The organism is Actinoplanes sp. NBRC 103695, assembly GCF_030269485.1.
Classification (GTDB): Bacteria; Actinomycetota; Actinomycetes; order Mycobacteriales; family Micromonosporaceae; genus Actinoplanes.
This window is the reverse complement of the sequence record NZ_BSTL01000010.1, coordinates 274,899-300,893: the sequence shown is the minus strand read 5'-3', so window position 1 is coordinate 300,893 and position 25,995 is coordinate 274,899. Positions and strand designations below refer to the sequence as shown.

Sequence of the window (25,995 nt, the reverse complement as noted above, 5' to 3'; positions counted from 1 at the left end):
CCGCTGTAGGCATCGATGGTTAGTCGCGCGACTATGCCTCGCAACGGTTACGCGGCAGAATGGCCCGAGAAGGGACCGAACGTCTGAGGCCCGTTTCGCGACGGCGCGACAGGCGGTTACGCGACGATGCGTAAGGGAGTTGCGCGGTGACCAATGACCACATCGGATCGACCGTCCCTCGCCGCCAACTCGGCCGCAGGCTCCGCGACCTGAGGGAGGACGCCCGGCTGACCGTCGCCCAGGTCATCGCCGCATTGGAGTGGTCCAAGCCGCGTCTGTGGCGCTACGAGACGGGCCAGGTCCCAATCCACCCGAATGACGTTGAGGCCATGTGCCGGCTGTACGGCGCGAACCGCGAGCTCACCGAGGCACTGAAGACGCTGGCCCGCGAAACAAAGTCCAAGGGTTGGTGGCACGCCTACTCCGAGATCCCCGAGTGGTTCGAGCTGTTCCTCGGCATGGAGGCAGCCGCGTCCCGCCTCCGGCAGTACGAGGCCGAGGTCATCCCCGGACTTATCCAGTCCGCCTCCTACGCCAGCGCGATCATCCCGCGAGGCATCGTCAGCGATCCCACGCCCGAGGTCATCGAGCGCCGAATGGCCATGCGCTTGCAACGCCAACAGATCCTGACCCGCCGCGACCCCAAGGCTCCAGACCTGGAAATCTTCCTGAGCGAGGCAGCCCTGCTACGCGGTTTCAGCCCAGAGATCATGGTCGACCAGCTAACGACGTTGCTGACGCTGTCCGAGCGCCCCAACATCACCATCCGCGTGGCCCCACTCGCCGCCGGCCCACACCGCGCCTTCCACGGATCGTTCGTCATCCTCGACTTCCCGGAGGAGACACCAGTCCGCGGCCCCGAGCCCACCACCATCTACTCGGAGCACCCCACCGGAGCCCTCTACCTGGACAAGCCCAACGAAGTCGAAAGCTACTCAAGAATCTGGTCCGACCTCGATAGAGTGGCACTCGATCAACCAGGCTCCAACCACCTGATCCGACAGACGCTCAGGGAGTGGTCGCAGTGAAGCCCAACCTCGACGGCGCCATTTGGCGCAAGTCCAGCCGCAGCGGCAGCGAGGGCAACTGCGTAGAGGTAGCCACCAACCTCCCCGACCTGGTAGCTGTCCGAGACACCAAAGATCGAGACGGCGGCACGCTCATGTTCTCTCCACGGGAGTGGGCGGCCTTCATCGCAGGCGTTCGAGGCGGCGAGTTTGACCTCTGACGCAAGCGGTCGATTCGCGCGGGGTCAGTTGGCTCTTCCGGCTGACATGCGCCGAAAAGCGAGCCTCTTGGCGCGCTCATTGACCCTGACGATCCGGGGGAGAGAGAAGCGAGGAAAGCTCTCCGTTGCACGGCTTGCACAGGCCGGTTAACCGATCTACTGATCAAGCCCATCGGCCAGCAGCTACGCCTGGACAAGTTAGCGACCTGCTCTGTGGCACACAGTTCGATACATGGTCGCCTGTTAGTGGAAGTTTCGTTCAGCCGATCGGCTCGTTGCGTAAAGTGCAAACCACACCAAAAACCACGTTTATGACGTGCAAAAGCAGACCTATCGCACCTTTCGCACCAGTAAGCGCCGTGCCGTCACGGTTGTAATCATCGACCAAGATCCCTAAGAAGAGGCGCAACGGCCCATACTGGCAGCGGCTTGCGCGACGATTGGGAGGGCGGCATGACGGACCTCTTGGAACTACTAGCTACGAGCCGGCGAAACGTTGATCTGCTGACTAGCCCGTCAGCATTGCTGGCCGCGGCGTCTGAGGTCCGCAGCTTCGCAACGTTGTGCGGCGCTACACGCCTAGTTGCGGCGAGCCCTCCGGCTGAGCGGATCGTGGGAGCAGCTCTACTCCTGCTCAGCCAACAGGAGTGCCTTGAGCCAGCACCGCCCCCCGCCGCGAGAGCCGTGCTGGTCGTGGACATCAACATCGCGAGCGGCACCTCAATGGCAGAGACTGTACGCAGAGAACGTGATGGCGGAGCCAGCAAAGTCGAGGGCTTTGTCCTTCATGCTCTTCGCGGAGCGGTTGGGCCAGCAGAGTGCGGCTTAGATGGCCTGAAGATCCTTGATCGTTCAACCGTCATGTGTGCTCAGTAGCCAGACCGCTCAACGCGGCAGCCGCCGCCTCCTTACGCGAGCTGGCGATCGCCCTGCCCCTCTCGTCAGCCTCGTCCTTAGACAGGCTCAAGGACTCGCCGACCTCCTTGCCGCCCCTAATATGTACGGACGTCACTCTGCTTCGCGCAACGAATGCAAGGGCTCCTTCAACAAGTAGCCGAATCGAGCTCGCATTGCGTCGCGTCGCGACCCTGGCGAAGTCGGCTACGCGTATAACGACGATGTCAACGCTCGTCCCGCTCAACTTGCTGCTCAGGGACTTCCCAAGAAGATCAATCTGGTTCACCGTGGAGTCTTGGTTCGACTTCAACGCGAAGGATTCGATCAACCGCGGGTCCTCGACAGATCCCGACAAAATCACGCACTCCGCCGACGGAGGGGCAGATGGCTTGACGACGATGCCAAGAGCGATCACTGACATAATCTACCCTCTTCACCATGACTTCAGGGCTGATGGTGCCGCCGGGCACGCGCATCGGTGATCGCTACGACGTCCTCGAGGCACTAGGCGAAGGCACGCAAGGTCAGGTGTACCGCGTGCTCGATCGAAACCTGGGAGTGGAACAAGCTCTAAAGCTGCTCCGACCCCAACCCGGAGAGCCCGCGACGTGGGATGAAGCGAAGATCCTTAAGCGTTTGGAGAGCGATTACCTGCTGAGGGTGTTGAACGCTGACGTAGCAAGTCCAGCCGATCTCCGCTACATCACAACGCCACTCTTGCCCGGCGGCGACATAGAGGCGAAGATTCGGAACCGCGGTATCACCCCATCGAAGGCAATCCGCTGGGGGATGCAGGTCGCACACGGGCTTCAGCGAATTCATGATGAACGCCTACTACACCGCGACATCAAACCGGCCAACGTCTATTTAGACAGCGCAGGCGACGCGCTGCTGGGAGATCTTGGGTTGGCGATTCAAATGGGTCCCGACGGAAAGAGCCCTCCGAGAGGAACTCCGCAAACGATGGCACCCGAAGCGCTCAGCACTTTCGGAAAATGTTCAGTGCGAACAGATATATATTCACTGGCTGCGACTGTTTTCTTTATGATGACAGGTCAGTATCCGGTGTACAACAGAGGCGATGTCGCTAAACGCGTTCTCAAGGGAGAGCGGCGATCCGTTAGAGATCTTGCACCCCACGTTTCGAGGGCGACAGGCACTGTTATTGAAAGGAGCCTGTCATACGATCCGGAAGGTCGAGCTGCCTCGGCCAGGGACTTTGCTAATCAACTGAGTCAGGCATCTCCCCACCCAAGAGAGTGGTCACTGTTAGCCGATCACGAAGATCATCAGATTTGCCTCCGCGGCGAGCCATTCAGGTTTCGTAGAGGAATCACGGTTTGCGCCATTCCGTCGGGCGGCAAATGGAAAACCGAGGTCTATCGAGATGGCGGCCGGCGTGCCCGGAAGCTCGAAAAGGATGGCTTGGCCTACGAAAGGATCGCAGTAGAATTACGCAAACTGGCGGAAACCCTTTAACGATCCATCCGGTGCTCACGAGAGCTGATATAGTGCCAGCCTGCCAAACCGCTTGGATAGACGGACTGGCGCAACCCATTGCTATACGCTCGGCGCATGGACCTAGTTCCTGCACTCGCCGCCGACGTCAGCGATTGCCCTTCTTCTTCGGCTTACGCCCGCGAAGACGGTGCTTGGCTCGCCTCACTGAAGGCGGGCTAGGACTACCAAGGCGATTGGCGGGTAGGAGACCGAGCTTATTGACCAGGTCGTCGAGTTCATCTGACTCACCGGGCCGCCGATTGTCGTACATAACGAAATCGATATTCGCGCGGCAATCGATGATAATACGCAAAGCTCGATCGGCCTGAAGCTGATGCTTCTTCGCCAACATGTATCTGCGGAGCCGGTCGACCGCCTCGTCAAGAGCCATGCCGTCTGGTCTCGTTTGCACACGCCCATGTTTACTCTTGCGCCCTTCGGAATACCATGCCCGGCGAGCTTCTTAGTGTCGACGACCGCTCCGCTGGCCTCGAGCTCGGGATAGCCGACCTGCTGGTTGTAGCTGATCGTCGCGCCGCGCCCGGTCTTGGCCTCCACCGCCACCCAGTTCCCGGCCTTGTCCTTGCCGACGTAGTCGGCGACAAAGACGTTCGCCGTGACTGTTCCGGAACCTCACCTGCTTCTCGACATTGGTGAACCCCTCTGTCAGCATCCGCTGCAGGGATGCAGCTTCCCCAGCGCGCCATGCGGCAGTCCCGTTACCGGGCACTCTCCCAAGTTGTTCACGAGGACAGGCGAGTCGCCGGCGAGCACATAGTACGTGTGGCATATTCACCGCCGACACGGCGCGTGACTTATCGGTGCGGGGCTCTCACCTGGTCTTTCTCGGAACGGTCCGGAAGCGGATCGGGGCGTCGGGTGGCATTGACGGCAACCGTGACGGCAACGTGGGCAGACAGCCAGCGACGTTGGCGTCCGTCGGGCGAGTCTGGCGCGGCTATCCGAGGTACGGCGCGGTGGCGGAGCCTGAGCCTGACGGTGTCATTGATCGGGATGCGGTCGAGTCGGCCGGGGCGACGAACCGCCCGCAAGATGGCCGATGTGTACGGCGTGGCCTCCATAACCGCCCAACGCGCCCTACGCGAGCTGCAACACCGGCGCATCACCTACGCCGTCGCCGGCAAAGGCACCTTCGTCCACGCCGACGCCTTCGACCTCCTGCGCGGCGGAGTCCTACAGGAGCCGATCGACGACCCCGAACTCAGGCGCCGGGTCGCGGCCAACCTCGCCGACCGGCAGGCGATCACCATCCGCTACCACCAGGCCCGCGCCATCGACGAGAAGAATGCCGCCCTGCGAGACTTCCTCGGCCACGCCGACACCCACAGCCAACTCACCGACGAGGTGATCAAATACCAGACCGACCACGGCAACTTCGCCAAACCATCCGCCGTCGCAACCGTCACCAGCGACGACGAGCCGCCGGCCGCGCCCACCAAGCGGCGCAGCAGCCGCCGCACCCGCGGCACCAAAGCAGTAGCCACCAGCCGCGGACCAAGCTGGTTCAAAACTGCTCTACATAATCAAGGGCGGCCCCGGCCGAAGCCGGGCCGCGCGAACGCGCTATAGGCCTACGGCCCCCGCGCCGACAAACCGAGGCCGCCAACCAGACCAGACTCCTGGAAGGGCTCACGGGCCCAGGTTTCGAGCCACGCGACCATCTATCGACGCACAAGAATGCGTGGCCAATTGTGACGGCAACGTACGCCGCCGCCGACGCACACCAGTGACACTCAGGCGCGCACTGGTCGCGCCCTGCCACCCGGACCTCTACCGCCCAACGGAACTAGCCGCCCCACTACTCAACATCATCCGCCCTATTCGCTCCGAGCCACGCCAACCAATCTTCAAAAGATTCCCGCACGTTGGAATCCGAACGATAACCACTCGGCCACAGATCCGATGCCGCACCTACATAGGCGACGCCATGGAGTCTGCGGCCAACAATTCCTTGTCGAAGGTCGGCAAGCACACCTTGGTCATTCTTGATCAAGTTGGGACCTTGCGTCAGCTACTTGTACATTCCGCGACGCCGCGGGCGTATTCCTCTACGTCAAGCACTTCGCCTCACTCGTCGGGCCCGACCACTCTTGCTCTACGCGAGAGACGTTGCAACACTTCCGCGCTCGGCTCCAGAACCCGCGTTCCCCTCAGGCGGACATCTTGGAGATCCGACAGTCCCAGCAAAGGCTCCACAGAATACACGGCCCCAGAATTAGTGATACGAAGCTCCCTCAGCGACCGCATGCCAGAGAGTTCACCCAGATCCAGATTCGATGAGCCCTGGGGCTTCGCAGGCCCGATGATCCACAGCCTCAGCAAGTCCCGCACAGAACGGAGCGGAGCGAGGCTCTCCGCGTGGATCTCCAGTAGTTCAACCTCAAGGAGAGACCGACATTTTCCTATACCTTCAAGATTTACGGCCTGACCCATTCCCTCCACCTTCAGCCAGCGCAGATGCGGAGCTCCGGACAGAAAGTCGAGTTCTTTCCGCGCGAATGACCACACGGTCAGGTTCTGAAGTCCTGTATACGCAGAGAGATCGAGAACGCCTGGTCGATCATCAATACCGAGCGATGTGAGAGTATCACTTGCGGAAGCACGAAACGGAACCTGGCTTCCCGTGAGGAGAGTCAGCTCCTCGACCTCCGGCAATGAAAACGCTCGAGAGTCATCACGTACAGCACCGTCAACCTCCACATACTTGAGACCTGGAAGTCGCTCAAGGAAATCTACATCATCAAGTTCCAGCCCCCGGGGGACGCGAATGTAGACTCCATTGTGCCCGCCGTCAATGAACACTCCCTGGAGATCAGCGAAATCCTGGCTCGATCCGATCTCCCGCTTTAGCACATCGTAATCTGCCCGCATCACATCTCGTTCCTTCTGTTCAACAGGACGCCCCCGTTCACACCACCGAACTGGTCGATGGCCTCCTGTTCCGCCTCACGAATTTCAGCCCATGTCTTTCCAGACATGTCCTTCGTGCTCACGAAGTCCACATCGTCGTAAGTGTATCCCGCCTTGTAGACTGCGGCATTCTCGTCCGTGAAGGATTTATGAAGTCGCTTATGAACAGTTGCGGTCGCCTCTTTTCCGGCGGATCCAACATAAGCTCTGCCATCCCGCATGACGATGATATAGATCCCGTGATAGTTCGGCGCCTTCGCAAAACCGAAGGTTGGGCAAGCGGTGTTGTGTACGAGCACCGGAGTATTCCCGGCGAATACATAGTAGGTGTGGAGGTCGTCGATAGTGAGGTTGTAGGCGGTACTGGTGCGGGTGGTGGTCCAGTCAAGGCCGGCGTTCGATGCCAGGGCGAAGCCGCCGGTGTAGAGGCGATCGCCGGGGTCGAGGTCCTGAGCTTCCTGCCATTCTTGGTCAGTGGCGTTCCAGAAGGGGTGATCCTCGGTTGTGGTGACCCGGCTGCCGTTGGAGAGCTGGAGGTCGACGAGTTGGTCTTGGTGAACCCAGAGATGGGTGACCTTGCGTGGGCCGGCCTTGCCGGTTTCCGGGTCGGTCGCCCGGACCTCGTCGCTGACCTTGATGTCCTTGATCGGTTTTGTGGAGCCGTCGGCCATGACCACCTTGGTATCACCGCTGAAGCTCCGCAAGCAGGAGCCAAGATCCTCGAGGGTATCGGCCCCACTCCCGGCTCTGCCGGCTCGGCCCGCTCGTAGGGCGGTCAAGGCCGTCTTGCCGCCCTTGACCGCTACCGCAGCCTTGCCTACCACGGGGATCACGCCAATGGCCGTCCAGATGCAACCGGCTACGCTGCCGTTAGCGCAGTCGCGGACGTCGGCGATGCCGGACAGTTCGTAGAAGAACTCGGTCGCCGCTTTCGACTCCTCCTTGCGCATCTTGGCGCACTCTTCTTCATTGTTCGTGCAGTACCAGCGACGCAGTGCCTCGGCCTGTTGGGTCTGCGAAAGCTCGTGGAACCGCTGGCCCTTCTTCCAGTTGCCGACCGGGTCCAGACCGGTGCAGTTGTCCTCGGCATCCGAGCAGCGGGCGCCTTCTTTCACGACCTGTTCGATCGACTTCTTCTCGGCCGGGCCGGAATCGCTCTTCTTTGCGTTCTGCGTCAGCGCAGCCTTCGAGCAGCGACCTTCATCGGCGCACTGGCCACCGCCAGGGTCGGTGCCTGCCGGGTCCGAGAAGGTGACCGGGTTGTTGTTGGCGTACGTGTAGCCCTGCCACTGCTGCGGCGAAGCCTTGTCCTGCAACGGGTCCAGAGAGATGAAGTGGCCGTTCACCGGGTCGTACTCCCGGGCGCCCAGCCTGGTGAAGCCGGTGGTCGAGCTGGCCGGCTTGTTGAGGAACGCACGGTTGTCGGGGTAGACGCCGGCCGTGCCGCGTGGGCCGCCGTACGGGGTGAACTGGCGCCAGGTCGGTGTCTGGCCGGTGTTGTCCAGGTACAGGTTAGGCGTGCCTTGGCCGTCGCTCAGCTCGAAGCTGAAGTCGGTGTTGGCGGTGCCTTTGCGGACGGCGACAGCGCCGCCGGGCAGGGCGTAGTAGCGGGTGCCGGTGACCACGTTGGTCGACGTGTTCAGGACGTGCTGCTGGGCGCCCAGGTACAGGGTGGTGGTGCCGGGATCCTTCTGCAGCAGCAGGTTGCCGTCGGCGTCGTAGATGTTCGTCGACGTGCCGGACGGGCCGCTCACCTTGGTCAGCTGACCTGCGTCGTTCCAGGTCAGCGTCTGCGCGCCCTGGCCTGCGTTGCGGCTCGTCATGTTGCCCGAGGCGTCGTAGGCGTACGAGGTGGCGGGATTCGGCGCGGTGCTGGTGGTGCTGGTCAACGTGTGCGGCTGGCTCTTACCGTTGCCGTCGTACCGATAGTCGGTGGTGTTGTCCGTGCCGCCGGTCAGGTTGCGCTCGATCTGCGCCTGGCGATTGCCGACCTCGTCGAACGTCCAGCTCGTCCAGTACGCGCTGCCGCCGCCGATCGTGTTGCCGACCATGCTGCGGTTGGCGGCGGTCGGCTGCGTCGCGCAGTTGTCGGTCGCCGTCCAGGCCTCGGTCAGGCGGCGCAGTTCGTCGTAGGTGTAGCACTGGGTCTCCGCCACGTTGCCGGACAGCGTCCGAGTCGTGGTCTGGGCAAGGATGTTGCCCACCTTGTCGTGCCGGTACTGCTGCTTCTCAATCTCCGCCTTGTTCGGCTGGCGCGCCACCGTCCGTTCGACCAGCCGACCGGTGTGCGCGTCGTAGTCGTTCTCCACCGCGGCGAAGTTGGTCGAGTTGCCATACTGCGCGTAGTTGATTCGACCGTACGCATCATAAATAGTTCTGTCCGTGTACCCACTGTTTCCGCCGAGCCGCTGAATCTGGTCGAAGGCGTCGTACGCACCGAGCGTGGTCTCGGCGGGCAGGCCGCCTTTCGCCGGGTAGAACTCCTTCAGCGGCAGGAAGTTGTTCGGCGTGTACTGATGGGTGAAGTCATAGGTACCGCCGAGCGCGCCCTCGGAATCCGGGATCGTGATCGACTCGCCGGTCGGCTTACCGGCGACGTTGTAGCCCTTCACCTGCGTCTTGTACTCGCGCCCGTCCCAGTAGGCGGCGCTGGAGGTGAGCTTGCCCTTGGCGAACGGCATGTTCGGCACCGCGTTGTCGGCGTTGTCGAAGACCCACCTCGCGATCCGGTTGGCGTCCGTCTGTGCGTCCGACGGCGAGGCGTAAGCGGCCGTCTTGCGGTTCAGCGCGTCGTACGTCGCGGAAATCGTCTTCTGCCGAGCATCCGTGGTGGCGAGCACGTTGCCGTTCTCGTCGTACGTCATGGACGTGTCGCCGCCGTCCGGGTCGGTCCGGCCGACCATGCGGCCCAGCAGGTCGTAGCGCGCCGTCCAATCGTTGCCGAGCGCGTCGGTGAGTTCGTTCTGGTTGCCGCGGACGTCGTACCCGTACCGGGTGGTGGTCGTGGTGCCGCCGCTGACGGTGAAGTTCCCGGTGAACGTGTCGGCCGGGCGGGTCACCATCGGCCGGGTGCTGTACTGCACCAGGCTGGTGGTGCGGCCCACCGGGTCGGTGACCGTGCTGGTCACGGTGCCGCCCGCCGGTGGGATGACGGTGGTGCGGTCGCCGCCGTGCACGGTAACCGTCTCGGAGACGGCGACACCGTCCTCGGCCTGCTGCACGATCACGGGGCGGCCGAGCCCGTCGTACGTGGTGAAGGTCTGGTTGGGTACGACCTTCGGCAGATTCGGAACGGTAATGATCCGGGCCGTGCTCGGCAGCGTGGTCGAGTCCCACCAGCCGTTGAAGGTGGCCTTCACCCAGCCGTGGGTGTCGTAGAACGTGTCCGTCACCATCCGGCCACCCTGTGGCGTCTGAGCCTGGGTCTGCCGGGGCCGGAGCTGAGCGTCGTACAGCTGGATCGTCTGCACATAGCTCTTGCTGTCGTTCATCACGTTGGTCGTGGTCGAAGAGGCACCGGTCTGCGACACCACGTACGCGAAGGTGCGGTCCGCGGGCTGGGTCTTGGCGCGGGAGTTGAGCCAGACCGCGGTCGAACGCCCGAGCGCGTCGTACTCCTGCTGGGTGAGCTCGTCGTTGCGGCCCAGCGTGCTCACCTGGTTGCCGCGCCGTGGCTCGGTGGTGGTGGTGATCCGCTGCTGGAGCGCGTTCCGCACGGTCATCCCGACCGGCAGGCCGTTCTCGTCGGTCGCGTACGTGGTGAGGGTCTGGCTGCCGTTGGCGTCGTAGTTCTCGGTGGTGCGGCCGATCGTGTCGGTCTTCGACCGGGTGGTGGTCTGCCAGGTGTACGCGCCGTCGGCGAAGCCGGTGGCACGGCGCACCATCGTCGCGATGCCCCGGTCCGGCACCCTGGCCTGCGGGTAGTCCGTGGACCAGGCGTGGTCGTCGAAGAACGTCCGGGTCGCGTCGATCACCTCGGCCGGGCGGTTCACCGACGCCGGCGCCGTCAGCGTGTTGAAGGCGGCCGGCCGGGTCGGCTTGGTGCCGCGCACGAAGCCGCCGCAGGCCTTGGCGAAGGTCTCCGACTGGCTGGTCAGGCCGACCAGGTTCCGGGTGGTGTTGACCGGGGCGTAGGCGTTGACGGTGCACCGGTCGTAGGCCGGATCGACCGGATCGGTGTGCTTGTACGCGGCCTTCAGCAGGCCGAACGCCGACGACGAGACATCGTCCTCGTAGCTGTTGTCGGTCTGGGTGGTCCGCCAGCCTCCGCCGGGTAGCGCCTGGCGGTCGTAGGTAAGCGCAACCGAGATCCGGTTGGCCGTGAGGTCCTCGAGGTTGTAGGCGTTCCGGTCGCGGGTGGCGCTGGGGGCGGAGACCCAGTAGACGGAGATGTTCGAGGTCTCCAGGGCACCGCCGTCACCCTTGAACGACCTCGTCTCCAGCGTCGCGCCGGCCAGCTCGTCCCGGTCCTCGTGGACGCCGCCGGCTGTGTCCGTGACGTTCACGACGGTGGAGTTGTTGTTGCGGGACAGGCCGCGGTAGTACGTCGACTCCGACCGGGTCTTCCGGTCGCTGAAGCCGTCCCCGGAGCGGGTGACCACCTTTCCGTACCCGCGGAACTGGCCGTAGGTGCGCTCCTTGGGCTTGACCAGCTCGTTGTCGTCGAAGCGCCAGCCTGGGTCGTCGTACTCGTAGGAGGTGGCGGTGGTCACGGCACCGCCGGTCGGGTCGGTCTGGATGACCAGGGTGACGGCGTACTTGTTGAACCAGTCGTCGATCGGCTCGTCGCGCCCCTCCGGTGTCCAGTTCACCGGGTAACAGGAGGTGCCGTTGGTCGCCGGCGCCGGTTTGGTCGATCCGCAGGGCTTCGTCAGCTCGTACGACGCGGTGATCACCGAACCGGACTCGGTGGTGATCGACTCCAGCCGGTGGCGGTAGAAGGACGGCCAGCCGCTGAGCGTGTCGACCCGGTTGGGCAGCGACTTGCTGGCGAACTTGATCGGCGGGAGCTGGATGAAGGTTCCCTTCTCCACCGGGTTGTATCCGGTGCGGACGACCTGGCTCAGCCACAGCGTCGGCTGCTTGCCGTCACCGGTCGCCGGCATCGTGTGGGTCAGGGCGTAGGCGTCGACCGGCTCGTGCCGCCGCGAGACCGAGGTGTACTGCTCCGTGACGACGGATGACAGCCGCTTGGTCGAGAAGAACGACGGGCCCCAGTTCTGCTTGCAGTCCTTGGAGCTCGTGCTGCTGGGGCAATAAAGGTCGAACGGTACGTCCGGGTACTGCGTCTTGGTGGAGTCGCTCAGCGCGCCACAACTCGACGCGCACCGGTTGTCGACCTTGAAGACGATCCGGTTCGGCGCGACCGCGTAGACGTTGCCGCCGGTGAAGCCGTACTCGATGCGGTCGAGGTAGCTGTCCCGCACGTATTCGTCCTCGGACGAGCCGTTGTTCCGCCCGTACTTGTTCTTCTCCTGCGTGTAGTAGTAGGTCATGGCGCTGCCGCTGACGTCCTCGACGTAGTCGAGGCTCCACCGGCGGGCCATGGTGCACCACGAGTTGTCGAATCCGGACGCCTGGTGACACGGGCCGGTCGCCCGCGGGGAGTAGACCGGGACGGTGTCTACCGAGTTGGTGGTCAGCCGCTGGCTGGTCCAGCCAGGCAGCCGGTTACGCCCGAACTGGTAGACGGTGCCGTCGCGGGTGGTCACCTGCCAGTAGTTCTTGTCGTTGGCGCCGGAGCCGTTGTCGAAGTTCACCGACCGGGTGATCTTCTCGCCGCCGTCCGACTCGGCCTTCCACACGTTCTTGGCCGCGTCCCAGACAAGGGTGCTGACCGCGCCGTTGAGCGACATCGTCAGGACCGGCCCGGCGTAACAGAGGTCGCTGGTCTTCTTCGGCGACTCCACCCCCTCCGGCTTGTCCTTGCAGGAGGTGAAGGTCTGTTCGATGTACGAGCGCGGGGTCCCCCAGCCGTCACCCGCCCAGGACGCCTGCGACTGGGTGGACGCGGTCTGCCCGTCCACCGAGGCGGAGTCGTAGGAGAGGCCGACGCTGGGCACGACGCCGGACACGGCCGGCGGGATGATGACCGGCACATTGTAGGAGAACGAGCCGGAGTTGCTGCCGGCCGACCACGATCCGGACGGCTTGAGGTCGGTGGCCGCGAAGGTGCCGCTGTCGCTGCCGGTGCCCGCCGCGGCCGCGAGGACCATGGGCTCGGCAAGGGTCACCTCGGCCGAGACGGTGCGGGTCTGTGGGTCGTTGCGCGATTCAAGAGGGGTACGCGTGCGGCATGCCGCCGCCTCGGGCGTGGTGGCCGCGCAGGCCGGCATCCGGAAGAGCCGGAGGCGGGCGCCGTAGTCACCCCCGTACGCCTCGGCAAAGGTCTTGTAGTCGACGCCGACCCGCACCTTGCCGGCGGCCGCCGCATCCGGCGCGACCGTCATCATCAGGCCGCGCAGACCGGACTGGTGCGCCTGCGCCTCACCGATCACCCGCACCCGGGCCGAGCCCCGGCCGCCCTCCAGCCACACCGGCAGCGCGGCCGACCGGGCGCGCGAGCCGCCAAGGGTGAGCGTCGCCTCGGCCGCGGACGGCATCCGGGTCGCGGTCGGCTGGTAGGAGGTGGCCGCAGCGTTCGGCGGTGCCTTGAAGCGGGTCGGCACCGACGTGACACCGGTCACCGAGCGGCCCGGGAAAGGCTTCGGCGAGGCCGGCGCCGGTTCTGGTTCCGCGTAGGCCGGCGCACTCACCGAAACCGTCAGAGCGCAGGTCACGGCCGCTGTCACTGCGAACAACCGACGCATGCGAGATGACACAATCCGATCCGGACTGTCCACAGTGTTTCCCCGTTCGCGTATTCAACTGTGCGTCCCTGACGCTCTGGGAAAGGACCTTACAGCGAGCACAGTCCTGGCAACAGACGGTCGTCGATTGGTTCCCCCGTGAGCTCCCGACCACCTAAGGTTTTGATGCCGATGCACTGATGCTTGTCGCTTCGAAGGCGGTCGTTATGACGGGGAAACGACGCCGCGGCCAACCGGCTGTGGCAATCACCACACTGCTGACCACCATGACGACGCTGGGGGTGGTCGGCGGACCGGCCGCCGCCGCACCGGAGCCACCACCGAGCGGGCTGGGTTCCCGGCCGGCCGCCGCCGACACCCGTACCCTCACCGCCGACCAGGCTGCTGCGCGGGCCCGGACCACGAAGCAGGCGGTGGAGGCGACCGAGGCCGCCTCGGAGACCGACACCCTGATCGCGAACGCTGACGGATCATTCACGCTGACCCGCACCGCGGTGCCCACCCGCGCGCGGATCGGCTCATCCTGGCAGACCCTTGACCCGAACCTCGCGCAGAACGCGGACGGCACCTGGTCGCCCCGGGCCAGCAGCACCCCGCTGAAACTCTCCAACGGGGGCGAGGGCGCCATGGCCACCATGTCCCACGCCGGGCTGTCCGCGGGCATCGTCCCGCCGCAGTCGCTGAACCCACCGGAGATCACCGGTGACACCGCGACCTACAAGCAGGTGCTGCCCGGCGTCGACCTGCGTGTGACCGCACGGATAACTGGTGGCTTCTCAGAGGTCTTCGTGGTCCACGACGAGGAGTCCGGGGAGAACCCCGACCTCGAGAACCTCACCATGCCGACCCAGCTGTCCGGCATGACCCTCGCAGCCGACACCACCGGCAACATCACCGGCAGCGACCGGACCGGGGCGACCGTGCTGACCTCGCCCGCGCCGGTGATGTGGGACTCCACCACCGGGCCGGCCACGAAGAGCGGACCGGCACCGACCAGGTCCAGCTTCCGCGGGCCGGGATCCGGCGCGAAGATCGCACCGGTCAAGGCCGCGGTGACGAACGGCAAGATTCAGCTGACCCCGGACCGGAAACTGCTCGCCGACAAGAAGACCAAGTACCCGGTCTACATCGACCCGGCCTTCACCTGGTCGGCGGTCGGCGCCAAGAACAACGGGTGGGCGACCCTCCCGGAGACCTTCCCGAACAGCAACTACTGGCGGGACACGCCTGACCCGCGGGGCCGGATGCAGGTCGGCAACCCGAGCAACCAGATCAAGTCGCGGACGTTCATCAACTTCCCGATCGCGACCTCGACGCTCACCGGCGCGACCATCCACACCGCGGTCATGAAGATCACCCAGACGCGCGCCTGGTCCTGCAACCCCAGCCGGGTCAATCTCCACGCCCCGGCGACCGTCCTCACAGCGCGCAACGCGACCTGGACCAGCTGGCGGAACCAGAGCCTCGGGTCGGTGATCGACAGCAAGAACGTCGCGCACGGCTACGAGGGCTGCCCGGCCGGCGGCGTCGCCTTCGACATCAAGGACGCGGTCGGTGCCGCCGTCACGCAGAAGAAGGCGACGCAGACGTTCGCGTTGGTGGCCGACGATGAGAACTCGGACAACGGCTGGAAAGAGTTTCTCGAGACCAGCCCAACCATCGAGATCACCTACAACCACCGGCCGGACACGCCCACCGGCCTGTCGACCTCGCCGCCGACCGCGTGCAGCGCGGCCAGCCCGACGGTGGTCGGCGACGGTGAGATGACGCTGTACGCCCCGGTCTCGGACCGCAACGGCAGCACGCTCGGCGTCATCTTCAGCGCCTGGAAGACGAACGACCCGAGCGTGATCGTCGCCTCCTCCAACCAGAGCCTCACCTACCGGTCCAAGACCACTGCCGCCATCAACGTCAAGGTCGACAAACTGCGCGCCGCGAGCGGTTATCCCAGCAACCCGGTGGTCACCCAGTTCTCCTGGAAAGTCCAGGTCACCGATCTGAACCTGACCAGCGCGTGGTCGGTCACCTGCAACTTCAAGTTCGACCCGACCCGTCCCGGGCCTCCGGTGCTCACGCCGATCGGAGACGGCACGAAGATCGGCGAGTCGGTCACGGTCAACATCGCCAAGCCGCTTACCGGGGATGCTCCGGCCAGCTACCTCTATCAGCTCAACGGCGGGCCGTACGGTCAGGTCAAGGCCACCGACGGCAGCGCGGAGATCGCCGTCACCCCGCGCCGGTTCATGAACACCCTCACCGTGACCAGCGTCTCCGCCGGCGGAAACATCGGCGACAGCAAGGCGGCCAAGTTCAACTCCGATCCTGCAGAGCGCGCGTTCGACGGCGACTTCGACGGCGACGGGCTCAGCGACCTGGTGGTGCCGGGCAGCCGGTACAACCTGGCCCCCGGCCTGTGGTTCTCCGCCGGCGAGAGCAACGGGAAACTGGCGCCGGCCGCGGTCAACCTCGGCTCGCGCGGCAACGGCGCCTTCGCGACCGAGAACCCGTCCGACTTCGATGGCGCCCAGGTGGTCCCCGGACGGTTCGCCGGCACCGGGTTGCAGGACGTGTTCGTCTACTACCCGAGTGGGACCCACGCCGGTGAGGCGGTGATCCTACGTGGAAACGGCGACGGCTCGCCCATCCAGGCCCAGCTCAGCGGCACGTACGAAAAAATCAACGCGGGCACCTTCTTGGATCAGAACGGGCTCGACCCGGTGCAGCTGATCAACGCGGGCCACTCGCCGGACAGCGCCTACCCCGACCTGCTGGGCATCGTCGGCAACGCGGACATCAGCTACCTCAACTACTTCCCGAACAAGGGCTCGACCGGTAATTACCCGACCATCCAAACACTGTCCCAGCAGCGGACGCCGACCGGCCAGCTGGACTGGAACACCTGGACGCTGACCAGCGCGCCGATCGACGGCCGGACCACGATCTTCCTCTGGCAGAAGTCCAGCGGAAAGCTCTACGCCTGGGACAACGTCATCTTCGACACGGTCACCGGCGTGATGTCCTTCACCCAGCGGACCGTTGCCGTTTCCTGGAACGCGGGCAAGGACATCACGCCCTACAGCGGTGACATCAATGGTGACGGTTCCCCCGACCTGTGGGCGGTCGGCGCCGGCGCCAGCGCCGCCGCGAGCCTGATCACCGCCAACGGCATCGTCAACGCGACACCCGAGACGGTGCTGACCGCCAACCACGCCTGGAACCTCAAGGACGCCGAGGACGGGGCGGTCACCGGCGAGAAGGTCGCCAAAGACCGGGTCGGCATGCTGAACCTCACCGGCTCGGCCAGCGCCGCCTGGACCGAGGGCGACGTCTTCGACCGAAGCGTGCGGTTCGACGGCAGCACCGGCATGCTGACCACCGCGGGCCCGGCGTTCGCCACGAACAACGACTTCTCGGTGAGCGCCTGGGTGAAGCTGGACCGGACCAGCGGCACGCTGTTCTCCCAGGACGGGACGTACTACTCCGGCGTGAAGGTCTGGATCGACGACGCGACCGACAGCTGGCGGTTCTCCATGTCGACCGCCAACACCAACTCGCCCACCTGGGTCAACGCGATCGCCCGCAACGGCACCGCCCGCGTCGGCGTCTGGACCCACATCAGCGCGAGCTACACCCGCTCGACCGGCACCCTCGACCTGCACATCAATGGCAAGGACGCGGCCACCGCGGTCATGCTGCCCTCCTGGAACGCCACCGGCGTCTTCCGGGTCGGCGCGTCCGGCTCGGCCAACAACCCGCCGATCGGCTTCCTCCAAGGCCAGGTGGCGGAGGTGCTCACCTACACCTCGGTGATCATCTACGACGCCGGGAACCCGAACATCCGTGACTTCAGCGGCGACAACAAGACCGACATCTTCGCCGTGCACGGCGGCGACGGCCGGATCTTCATGTACCGGGGCAACGGCGCCGGCCAGTTCATCCGCGGCGCCGCCACGGTCGGCACCGGGTTCGCCGACAAACGCTTCATCGTCGGCCCCGGCGACTTCGACAGCGACGGCAACGAGGACATGCTGGCCTGCTGGCCGAACGGAAACCTGTTCCTCTTCAAGGGGAACGGGGCGGGCGGCTGGCTCAACGGCGGCAGCCCCGACGCAGCCGGCAGCGGATGGCACAACCACTCCGCCGTAACCACGCCCGGGGACTTCGACCGGGACGGGTTCCCGGACATCATCAGCCGCCGCGAGGACGGGCACATCTACCTCTACCGCGGTAACGGCGCGGGCCTGTGGCGCAACGGCAACGACCCGCTCAAGCTGTCCACCGGCAACGCGCCCTTCGCCCACTACGCGAGGCTGTTCTCGGCGGGCGATTTCAGCGGCGACGGCAAGCCCGATCTGTTCGCGGTGGCCGGACCGAACGACCCGGTCCCCGGCAAGCTCTTCCTCTACCGCGGCGACGGCAGCAACGGCTGGCTGAACGGCAACGCACCGGACCACATCGGGGATGGCTGGCTCAACCACACCGCGATCTGGTCACCCGGCGACTTCAACGGTGACGGCTTCTCCGACGTGATGACTCGGGAGTCCAACGGCCAGATCCTGCTCTACCGCGGCGACGGCGCCGGCAACTGGCAGAACCGGAACCGGGCTGACGTCATCGGCGACGGCTCGACCTGGAACTCGATGAACAAGTTCATGTAGCAGGAGCGCACTGCTGAGTGGCCGCGGCTGTCACCGGCCGCGGCCACTCTGTGGGTCGTCACCTCGACCTGCGCACCACCTCAGAGCTGCTGTTTCTCAGTCGGCTCCCGGTTCACTCTGACCTGCTACGGTCTCCGAGACCGCTTGCAACTCGCAATCACTCGGGAGGTTCGCCGTGTCGGACACCACCTGCCACATGTCAGTCTCGCTGGACGGCTTCGCTGCCGGCCCGGACCAGAGCCGAGACAACCCGCTGGGCAAGCGGGGCCGCGAGGTCCACGGCTGGCACATCGGCGACCCGCGAGCCAACGAGGCCGACAAGGTCGCGAACGGGTGGCTCATGCGCCCGCGCGGCGCCTACGTGATGGGCCGGAACATGTTCGGCCCGATCCGCGGCGACTGGGACGAGGACTGGACCGGCTGGTGGGGCGCCGAACCGCCGTACCACGCGCCGGTGTTCGTGCTCACCCATTTCAAGCATGACCCGATCCAGATGGAGGGCGGGACGACCTTCCACTTCGTCACCGAGGGCTTCGACGCGGCGTACGCCGCAGCGCGCGAGGCCGCCGGCGACAAGGGCGTGGACATCGCCGGTGGCGCCTCGACCGTCCGGCAGGCCCTGATCGCCGGCGTGATCGACGAGTTCACCCTCGACATCGCCCCGGTGCTGCTGGGTTCGGGTGAGCGCATCTTCGACGGCGTCGAGTCCTTCGGCTTCGAGCCCGCCGAGGTCCTGCACTCTCCGCTGTCCACCCACATCCGCTACCGCCGCGTGAGCTGAACTCCGCCGGCCCCGCCTCTGGTCACCACGCCATCGTCGACCGCTCTCCCTGAATCCCGGCCGGGTGAGGCCTGATGAAGTCTCGGTGAAGGTACGGCAGGATGACCCGGTGAGTCCTGTGAGCCGTAATCGCAAGAGCGATAAGCCCCGCCGGTCCGATCGGCGGATTCTGCGTCCGGTGGTTGCCGTTCCGGAGGAGTGCGACTGCCCGGAGTGTTCGGGCGCGGATTTCGACCCGCAGGCCTTGATCGATGATCTGGCAGCCGGTGCCGCCGGGCTTCTCGCCGGCGATGATCCCCTGGAGGCTGAGTTGTTCGGGGCCAGCTTCGTCGCAGCGGGACGGATGGCGGGCGAGGAGTTCACGGAGGCGCTGGCCGAAGGCATCGTTCCGGCGCTGGCGCAGTTGTCCACCCCGGAATCCGTCGGCGCGCTGGTCGCGATCGGTGCGGTGGAGAGCGGTGTGGGGGCCGCGGATGCCGCTCGGCTTCTCATCGAGGGCGGACTGCCCGCACCGGCGTGGATGAGCGCGCTGGACGAGCCGATCAAGGCCGGAATCTGTCGCCGTTACAGTGACTCGGCCGGCGAAGCGTCGATGCTGCTGTGTGCCTTCGAACGATCCGGGCGCTCGCACGGCTTCCTTGTTCAGGTCGATCACACCGACTGTGACGCGGCAGCCGAGATCATGTTGTTGCCTGGCGAGGTCCTGGACCAGGTGACAGGCAGGATCGCCTCGGAGCTCAACGCCGAGGAACTGGATCCCGCAGAACTTCGCTGGCAGGTTGAACGTGCCCTCGACGCCAGGGCAGTGCACGACACGGAAGACGACGCGCTGGGCTTGGACGACGCCGAGGAGGACGGGCACGACTACCACACCTTGGCCGTCGTGGTACGTGCCCGGATGGGTGTTCTTCCCGAGCCGCCTCGCCCACCGGCCGCGCACGGCGACAACGACCGGCAGACTCCGCTGGACCTGGTCAAGATGCTGACGCGGTTCACCGAGCCGATTCCGGCCGGCCGACGGCAGGTCCTTGCGCCCGCCCGCAAGCTGCCGGCGAAGCGGAAGAAGTCCGACGGGCCGGCCCCGATCTATCAGATCAAGGTGAGCCTGCGTGGCGCGAGGCCGCCGATCTGGCGACGTCTGGAGCTGCCCGGCGACACCAGCCTGGCCGACCTGCACCACATCATCCAGACGGTCTTCGGCTGGGAGGACAGCCACCTTCACGCCTTCGAAACGCCCTACGGCACCTTCGGCGTCGCCGACCGTGAGCTGGGCCACCGTGCCGAAAAGCCGGTGACGTTGGAGCAGGTCGCAACGGGCGTCGGGGACAAGGCGCGGTACCTCTACGACTTCGGCGACAACTGGGAGCACGAGATCACAGTGGAGAAGCTCCTCGACCGCCAAGCTGTGCAATACCCACGCTGCACAGGGGGCCGGCGCGCCGCCCCGCCCGACGACTGCGGCGGCATCTGGGGATACGCCGACCTGCTCGACATCCTCGCCGACCCGACCCACCCGGAACACTCAGAACGACTGGAATGGCTGGGCCTCACATCAGCCGAGGACCTCGACCCGACCCGCTTCGACGCAGCTGAGGCGACACGGATGCTGGCCGAACCACGGTGACGTGCGGGGTTCGGAAACCCACCGCACTGTCGCTCGAATTTGGGTGATAGAGACCCTCGAATTTTGGTAGCGCTCCTGCCTACCTCACGTCCAAGAAATGAACCCCGGGCGGTACCGAGGCAACACCTCGATACCGCCCGGGTTCGTTGTCGTCAGGTCACTGGTACGGCAGGGTCACCGTCGAGAGTGCCCCCAGCGACACCGTGCTCGGCGCCGAGCCGATGGCGCTCCAGATCTCCACCTTGACCGTGCCGTTGGCCAGGTTGCCGAAGGCTCCGGTTGTGGTGATCTGGCCGACGGCGTCGGAGTACCGCTCCCAGCCGGTGACCGGGTCGGTGGCGAAGTAGCGGTACGTCTCGACCCGGTCGAAGCTGCCGTTGCCGGTCAGGTCGTACGAGACGCGGACCTGGGTGGCGTTGCCGACGGAGGTGGCCGAGTCCACCGAGAGGCCGAAGGCGGTCGCGGCGCCGGACCGGTAGGCCAGGGTCAGGCCGGTCGCGGTGAACGTGGTCGGCGAGTGCGGCTGGTTGTCGTTGTTGCCGGACGCCTTCGCCACGGTCGCCGTGCCGGCACTGCCCGCGGCGCCGGCCAGGACGCCGCTGGTCTGCAGGTATCGGACCGCTCCCCCGTCGGTCGGCGGATCCGTGGGCGGATCCGACGGCGGGTCGGAGGGCGGGTCGGAAGGCGGGTCGGACGGCGGGGTGATCCCGCCGCCGGTGGCGTTGCCGCCGGACCAGTTCGTCGCGCCGCTGGCCACCGTCCGGCCGGCCGGCACCGCCAGCGTCCGGCCGTCGGAGAACGTCACCGTGATGGCCGCGTTGGTGATATTGGACGCCACGTACGTCTTGGCGCCGTTCTTGCTGAACACCCGGTACAGCGGATGGTTGGCGGTGACGGTGAGGTCGGTCGTGCCGAGGGCGGCGAGGTTGCGGATCCAGTGGAACGTGTGCGCCTTCGTCTCGCCTTCCTCGGGGGTGTATCCGCTGTTTGCCCGGAACTTGGCCAGGGCCGCGTCGCCGTCGCCGAGCGCCAGGTACTGCCAGGCGATGTCCTGCCAGAGCGCCGGTTCGTGCCCGGCGTTGCGTACCATCTCGGCGTAGTTGCTCCGGACGTAGGCCGGGTCGTTGCCCATGTAGAAGTGCCCGCCGGTGACCGGCAGCATGTTGATGCCGTGGATCTGTTCCGGCGCTGAGGCGAACCAGGTCGCGTACGCCCCGCCGTCACCCCAGACCATGCCGACGGTGCCGTGGCCGAACGCCGCCGGGAAGTTCTCGTTGCGGGTGTCGAACCAGTACTCGTTGATCGCGGCCGACTGCGTCGTGTAGATGAAGATGCCGGCGTCGCGGATCGCGGTGTTGCCGGTCGCCTGTCCCCATTGGATGAGGCCGTTGGCGAAGTTCATGCCCTCCGACGAGGACTCCTGGTTGTTGCCGGCGAAGAACGCGCCGTGCCCGGCCGCCCAGTCGTGACCGGCGTAGATGTCGAAGTCTCTGAGGTACGGGAACCGGTTGTCGCCGCGGTCGTAGTTGTTGGCGTCCCGAATCAGCAGGTCGACCATGCCGCCGTACTGGGAGTTCGCCGCCCAGGACGGGTCGAACTTGGCCAGCGTGGCGGCGGCGGCGATGAAGTAGCCGTATTGGAAGTGGTGGTCGTTGAGCTCGGCGTCGGATCCGTACGACGCGGGGTAGCCGATCAGCGTGCCCCAGTTCCGGTCGTAGTAGAACAGCTTCTGCGCCTTACCCGGCGAGGCGGTGAACCAGTCGGTCAGCCGGCTGCGGATGGCCGCCAGCGCGGTGTCGCGGACGTCGGTCTTGCCGAGCTGGTCGGCGATCTCCGCGATCCGCGCGCCGATGCCGAGCGCCTTGCCGGTCCAGTAGGTGTCGTTGCCCGCCGGGTTGACCGGGTTGTTCTTGACCTGGTCGAGGTAGCCGTTGAGGGTGGCGAGGTCGGCGCCGGCGCTGTCGGCCACCGCGGGCACCTCGGGCAGAACCCCATTGAAAATCGCAGACGTCGTGTACGCCGAGGCGCCCACGAGAACCTTCATCGCTCCGCGCGCGGTGACGTAGGTCGGTGTGATCGGCGTGGCCCCGGTCAACGCCCGCCACTGGTGCGGGTAGAGCCCGATGACGGTTCCGGTGCCGGATCCTTCACGCGCGGTGGTGTTGTAGGTGTACGTCGTGGCGACCCGGCTGGTGGCCTGGTTGTACGAGTACGACACCCGGGTGCCGGTGACGTGGTTGTGCGCGTAGGCGCCGTAGCTGGTCGCCAGCGCGACCTTGTCCGCGACGCCACTCGGCAGCACCGCGATCGAGAAGTAGCCTTTGCCGCTCAGCGTGGAGGTGATGACGTTGCCGCTGACCGACCAGGTGGCGCCGGTCGGCGCGTACGCGACGTAGTCCTTGCCGGCGACCGAGTAGCCGATCCGCGCTCCGCTGTTGGACCAGATGGTCGGGGTGCTCTTCGCGGTGATCTGCGCGTTGCCGCCGGTGATCTGGAAGTACGCGAACGGCAGGCCGTGCCCGATGGTCGCCTTCATGGTCCGGGTGCCGTCACTCCAGTACGGCGTGACGGTCCAGTCGGTCCAGCCGTCGACGAGGGTCCGCGGCGCGTTCAGCCCGGTCACCCCGGCGGTGAAGTCCTCCTGGTAGATGTAGTGGTACTCGCCGACGCCGGTGGACGACCCACTGATCTGCGGCGTGGTGTTGTAGGAGAATCCAAGCCCGGCCGAGGTGGTGTCGTAGGCGGTCGGGTGCGCGTGCAGGTTCTCGCTGTAGGCGCAGTCGAACTTCTTGTAGACCAGCGACGACCACCAGTCGTTGGTCGGCACCGGGCCGGCCGGCGCGTTGGCGGTCATGAACTGGCGGGGGTTCGTGGCCAGGTCTCCACACCCGACGGGCAGGCTCGCACCGGCCGGCAGGGTCTCGGTGTAGCTGCCCGCGCCGACGGTGGCGGCATCCGCCGTGCCGCTGAGGGCCACTGCTCCAAGTCCGGCTGCGACAGCCGCGACAACCGACAGCACGAGGCTCCGATAGAAACGGGCCGCACCGCCTGATTCCGTATGTAGGACGACCGATCCCATTCACGCCTCCACTATTTTCGACCGGCGGCAGCCGCCTGTGAGAGCGCTCTCTCGTGCCTGGACTGTAGGTGTGAACAGTGCATGTCGTCAATGTTTCGGATTTCTTTCCCGTGCTCCGAGAGCCTCGGTCGGTACGGCGTCAGTGCAGTTGGTGACGCAGGGCAGTCAGCAGTTCGGTGCTGGTGAATGGCTTCTCCAGCAGATGGACGCCGGCGGCGAGGGTCCCGTGGGTGGTCAGGATCGGTTGTGCGTATCCGGACATGAACAACACCTTGGTTTCGGGCCGGGCGACGGCGATCGTGTCAGCGAGCGTCTTGCCGAGCATGCCGGGCATGATCACATCGGTGAGGAGCGCGTCGATGCGTCCGTGGTGCTCCTCAGCTTTCCGCAGCGCGTCGGCCCCGTTTTCGGCAGCCATCACGGAGTACCCGGCGCGGCGCAGGATCCGCTCGGCGACCTCCCTCAGAGCAGGTTCGTCTTCCACCAGCAGGATGGTCTCGCCGTGGCCGTCGAGATCGCCGGCCGTGGTGGCCTGCGGCGGGGGTGCGGGGGCCGCGTCGCTGGCCGGCAGCAGCAGGGTGATGGTCGTGCCGAGACCCGGCTCGGAGTAGATCTGCACCGTCCCGCCGGCCTGGGTGATGATGCCGTACACCGTTGCCAGGCCGAGGCCGGTGCCCTGCCCGCTGGGTTTGGTGGTGAAGAAGGGGTCGAAGGCCTTCTCGATGACATCCTTGGGCATGCCTTCACCGGTGTCCGATACCCGGACGCGGACATAGCGGCCGGGGTTGAGCCCGGCGCGAGCCGCGGCGTGGTCGGTGTCGACGTCGACGGCCGCGGTATCGATGGTGAGATCCCCGCCGGCCGGCATGGCGTCGCGGGCGTTGACGGCGAGGTTGACGAGGACCTGCTCCAGCTGGCCGGGATCGGCCATGACTGCCGGCACGTCGGTCGGAGGGCCGGCGGTGAGGGTGATGTGTTCGCCGATGGAACGCCGCAGCATCTGGTGGACCTCTGCGATGACCGTGTTGACGTCCAACGGCCGGGGCCGGATCACCTCCCGCCGGGCGAACGCGAGGAGTTGATGGGTGAGGTCGCTTCCGCGTCGCGCGGCCCGGACGATCTGCTCGGCGTCGTCGGCGTGCGGTGTGGCCGCGGCGTCCTCGACGATGAACGTGGCGTAGTTCAGGATGACGGCGAGCAGGTTGTTGAAGTCGTGGGCGATGCCGCCGGCCAGCTGGCCGAGGCTTTCCAGGCGTTGGGTGCGCTGCATGCCGGCCTCGGCCCGCTGTCGTTCCGTCTCGTCGCGTAACCGCTGCTGTTCCGCCTGAGCGGCGAGCCGGTCGGTGATGTCGCGGATGGCGGCCACGATGACCAAGCCGTCGTCGGTGTGCAGGGCGCTGCACACGATCTCGACGGGCAACCGGTCGCCGCCACGGCGTAGCGCGGCGCGGCCGGCCCACGCCGCGCCGGCGTCCGACGGAGTTGTGACGTGTTCGATGTCGAGGACGGTGGCGTCGCCTTTGGTGCGCAGCACCGCCGAGGTCGCGGGAAGTCCTTCCGGCAGCAGCGACCGCACCGGCAGATGTATCAGGTCGTGACGGGGAATGCCGAACATGCGCTCCGCCTCGGCGTTGACCAGTACCACCCGGCCGTCCTCGTCGACGCCGAGCAACGCGTCCGGCGCCGCGTCGAGGACCGCCTGCACGTGTGCTTCGGTGCGTTCCCGCTCGCTGATGTCGCGCGCGGTGGTCGTGATGCCGACGATGGCGTCATCGGCATCGCGTAAGGGAGACACCAGGAGGGACACGGCGATCGGGTTGCCGTCGGCGCGGACCCGGACGGTGCGGTAGCGGTCCACGCGGCCACCGACGCGGACGAGCGTCCGAATCTCCGCCTCGTCGGCGCGTCTGTCCACTGGCACGATGACGTCGATCGACCGGCCGAGCATGGCGGCCGCCTCGTGGCCGTACAGCATTTCGGCGCCCGGATTCCAGGACAGGACGGCGCCGGCGACATCGGTCGTGACGATGGCGTCGTGCGACGACTGCACGATGGAGGCGAGCAACGCTCGAGCTTGTTCCGCCCCCCTGTGCGCGGTGTCGTCACGCAGCACCGCGGTCACGAGCGTCTCGCCTTCCGGTGAGGCCAGCACGGACAGCGACACCTCGACGGCGAAGTTGGCGCCGTCACGACGGCAACCACGCAACGCCAACCGGCGCAGCGGAGGGTGCGCGCTGCCGAGGTATCCCCCACGCAGCGCCGGGTGCCGGGCACGGACATCGTCGGGTACCAGCGCATCGATCGATTCGCGGAGCAATCCGTCCGGCGGATAGCCGAACATCTCGTGGGCGCGCCGGTTCGCCATCATGATCGTGCCGTCGGACCGGCTGATGATCACCGCGTCCGGCGCGGCGTGCAGCAACATCGCGGCCAGCGACCCGAAGGACTCCACGATCTCCTCCGTTTTCCGGTGCGGCCTGCGACACCT

13 protein-coding genes are annotated in these 25,995 nt (G+C 66.0%); 7 read left to right on the top strand and 6 right to left on the bottom strand.

What is annotated here, in order from left to right; all coding sequences use genetic code 11:
- The first annotated feature begins 146 nt into the window (after positions 1 to 146).
- Both QSK31_RS20065 and QSK31_RS20060 read left to right on the top strand, forming a co-directional pair.
- Positions 147 to 1,028 carry a helix-turn-helix domain-containing protein gene (locus QSK31_RS20065; protein WP_285685732.1) on the top strand — a complete coding sequence of 294 codons (882 nt, stop codon included), beginning with the start codon at positions 147 to 149 and terminating at the stop codon, positions 1,026 to 1,028.
- The gene (locus tag QSK31_RS20060; RefSeq protein WP_285685731.1) at positions 1,025 to 1,228 is read left to right on the top strand and encodes a DUF397 domain-containing protein; all 204 of its coding nucleotides are present in this window, start codon (positions 1,025 to 1,027) and stop codon (positions 1,226 to 1,228) included. The genes QSK31_RS20065 and QSK31_RS20060 overlap by 4 nt, the downstream gene beginning before the upstream one ends.
- An 859-nt stretch (positions 1,229 to 2,087) precedes the next feature.
- Here QSK31_RS20060 and QSK31_RS20055 read toward each other — a convergent pair.
- Positions 2,088 to 2,540: a hypothetical protein gene (locus tag QSK31_RS20055; protein WP_285685730.1), complete on the bottom strand. Its 453-nt coding sequence runs from the start codon at positions 2,538 to 2,540 to the stop codon at positions 2,088 to 2,090.
- A 23-nt stretch (positions 2,541 to 2,563) separates the two neighbouring features.
- On the opposite strand from QSK31_RS20055, the gene QSK31_RS20050 reads away from it, so the two are divergent.
- Positions 2,564 to 3,604: a serine/threonine-protein kinase gene (locus QSK31_RS20050; protein WP_285685729.1), complete on the top strand. Its 1,041-nt coding sequence runs from the start codon at positions 2,564 to 2,566 to the stop codon at positions 3,602 to 3,604.
- Between the two features lie 127 nt (positions 3,605 to 3,731).
- On the opposite strand, the gene QSK31_RS20045 is transcribed toward QSK31_RS20050, so the two are convergent.
- Positions 3,732 to 4,016, bottom strand: coding sequence for a hypothetical protein (locus QSK31_RS20045; protein ID WP_285685728.1), 285 nt, complete (start codon positions 4,014 to 4,016; stop codon positions 3,732 to 3,734).
- 662 nt (positions 4,017 to 4,678) lie between these two features.
- Here QSK31_RS20045 and QSK31_RS20040 point away from each other — a divergent pair.
- A complete protein-coding gene (locus QSK31_RS20040) occupies positions 4,679 to 5,215 on the top strand; it encodes a GntR family transcriptional regulator (RefSeq protein WP_285685727.1) in 537 nt (178 codons plus the stop codon).
- Between the two features lie 498 nt (positions 5,216 to 5,713).
- On the opposite strand, the gene QSK31_RS20035 is transcribed toward QSK31_RS20040, so the two are convergent.
- Together QSK31_RS20035 and QSK31_RS20030 are read right to left on the bottom strand one after the other, a co-directional pair.
- Complete coding sequence (locus QSK31_RS20035) at positions 5,714 to 6,517, bottom strand: hypothetical protein (protein ID WP_285685726.1); 804 nt, start codon at positions 6,515 to 6,517, stop codon at positions 5,714 to 5,716.
- On the bottom strand, positions 6,517 to 13,335 hold the full coding sequence (locus QSK31_RS20030) for a polymorphic toxin-type HINT domain-containing protein (RefSeq protein WP_285685725.1): 6,819 nt from the start codon (positions 13,333 to 13,335) through the stop codon (positions 6,517 to 6,519). The genes QSK31_RS20035 and QSK31_RS20030 overlap by 1 nt, the downstream gene beginning before the upstream one ends.
- Before the next feature lie 296 nt (positions 13,336 to 13,631).
- Between QSK31_RS20030 and QSK31_RS20025 the strand changes: the two genes are divergently transcribed.
- The 3 genes from QSK31_RS20025 (at position 13,632) to QSK31_RS20015 (ending at position 20,428) form a co-directional block, all read left to right on the top strand.
- On the top strand, positions 13,632 to 18,023 hold the full coding sequence (locus tag QSK31_RS20025; protein WP_285685724.1) for an FG-GAP-like repeat-containing protein: 4,392 nt from the start codon (positions 13,632 to 13,634) through the stop codon (positions 18,021 to 18,023).
- Between the two features lie 196 nt (positions 18,024 to 18,219).
- Positions 18,220 to 18,804 carry a dihydrofolate reductase family protein gene (locus QSK31_RS20020; protein WP_285685723.1) on the top strand — a complete coding sequence of 195 codons (585 nt, stop codon included), beginning with the start codon at positions 18,220 to 18,222 and terminating at the stop codon, positions 18,802 to 18,804.
- A gap of 85 nt (positions 18,805 to 18,889) precedes the next feature.
- Positions 18,890 to 20,428: a plasmid pRiA4b ORF-3 family protein gene (locus QSK31_RS20015; RefSeq protein ID WP_285685722.1), complete on the top strand. Its 1,539-nt coding sequence runs from the start codon at positions 18,890 to 18,892 to the stop codon at positions 20,426 to 20,428.
- Positions 20,429 to 20,585: 157 nt separating this feature from the next.
- Here the strand turns inward: QSK31_RS20015 and QSK31_RS20010 are convergent, their stop codons facing one another.
- Together QSK31_RS20010 and QSK31_RS20005 are read right to left on the bottom strand one after the other, a co-directional pair.
- On the bottom strand, positions 20,586 to 23,405 hold the full coding sequence (locus QSK31_RS20010; RefSeq protein ID WP_285685721.1) for a glycosyl hydrolase: 2,820 nt from the start codon (positions 23,403 to 23,405) through the stop codon (positions 20,586 to 20,588).
- A 241-nt stretch (positions 23,406 to 23,646) separates the two neighbouring features.
- Entirely contained in the window at positions 23,647 to 25,959 is a 2,313-nt protein-coding gene (locus tag QSK31_RS20005; protein ID WP_352244462.1) for a PAS domain-containing hybrid sensor histidine kinase/response regulator, read from the bottom strand.
- Positions 25,960 to 25,995: the final 36 nt, after the last annotated feature.

Excerpts from the sequence above, each read along its gene's own strand:
- QSK31_RS20025 (WP_285685724.1), top strand. The coding sequence starts at position 13,632 with ATGACGACGCTGGGGGTGGTCGGCGGACCGGCCGCCGCCGCACCGGAG.
- QSK31_RS20020 (WP_285685723.1), top strand. The coding sequence starts at position 18,220 with ATGTCAGTCTCGCTGGACGGCTTCGCTGCCGGCCCGGACCAGAGCCGA.
- QSK31_RS20035 (WP_285685726.1), bottom strand. The coding sequence starts at position 6,517 with ATGCGGGCAGATTACGATGTGCTAAAGCGGGAGATCGGATCGAGCCAG.
- QSK31_RS20040 (WP_285685727.1), top strand. The coding sequence starts at position 4,679 with ATGGCCGATGTGTACGGCGTGGCCTCCATAACCGCCCAACGCGCCCTA.
- QSK31_RS20045 (WP_285685728.1), bottom strand. The coding sequence starts at position 4,016 with ATGGCTCTTGACGAGGCGGTCGACCGGCTCCGCAGATACATGTTGGCG.
- QSK31_RS20050 (WP_285685729.1), top strand. The coding sequence starts at position 2,564 with ATGACTTCAGGGCTGATGGTGCCGCCGGGCACGCGCATCGGTGATCGC.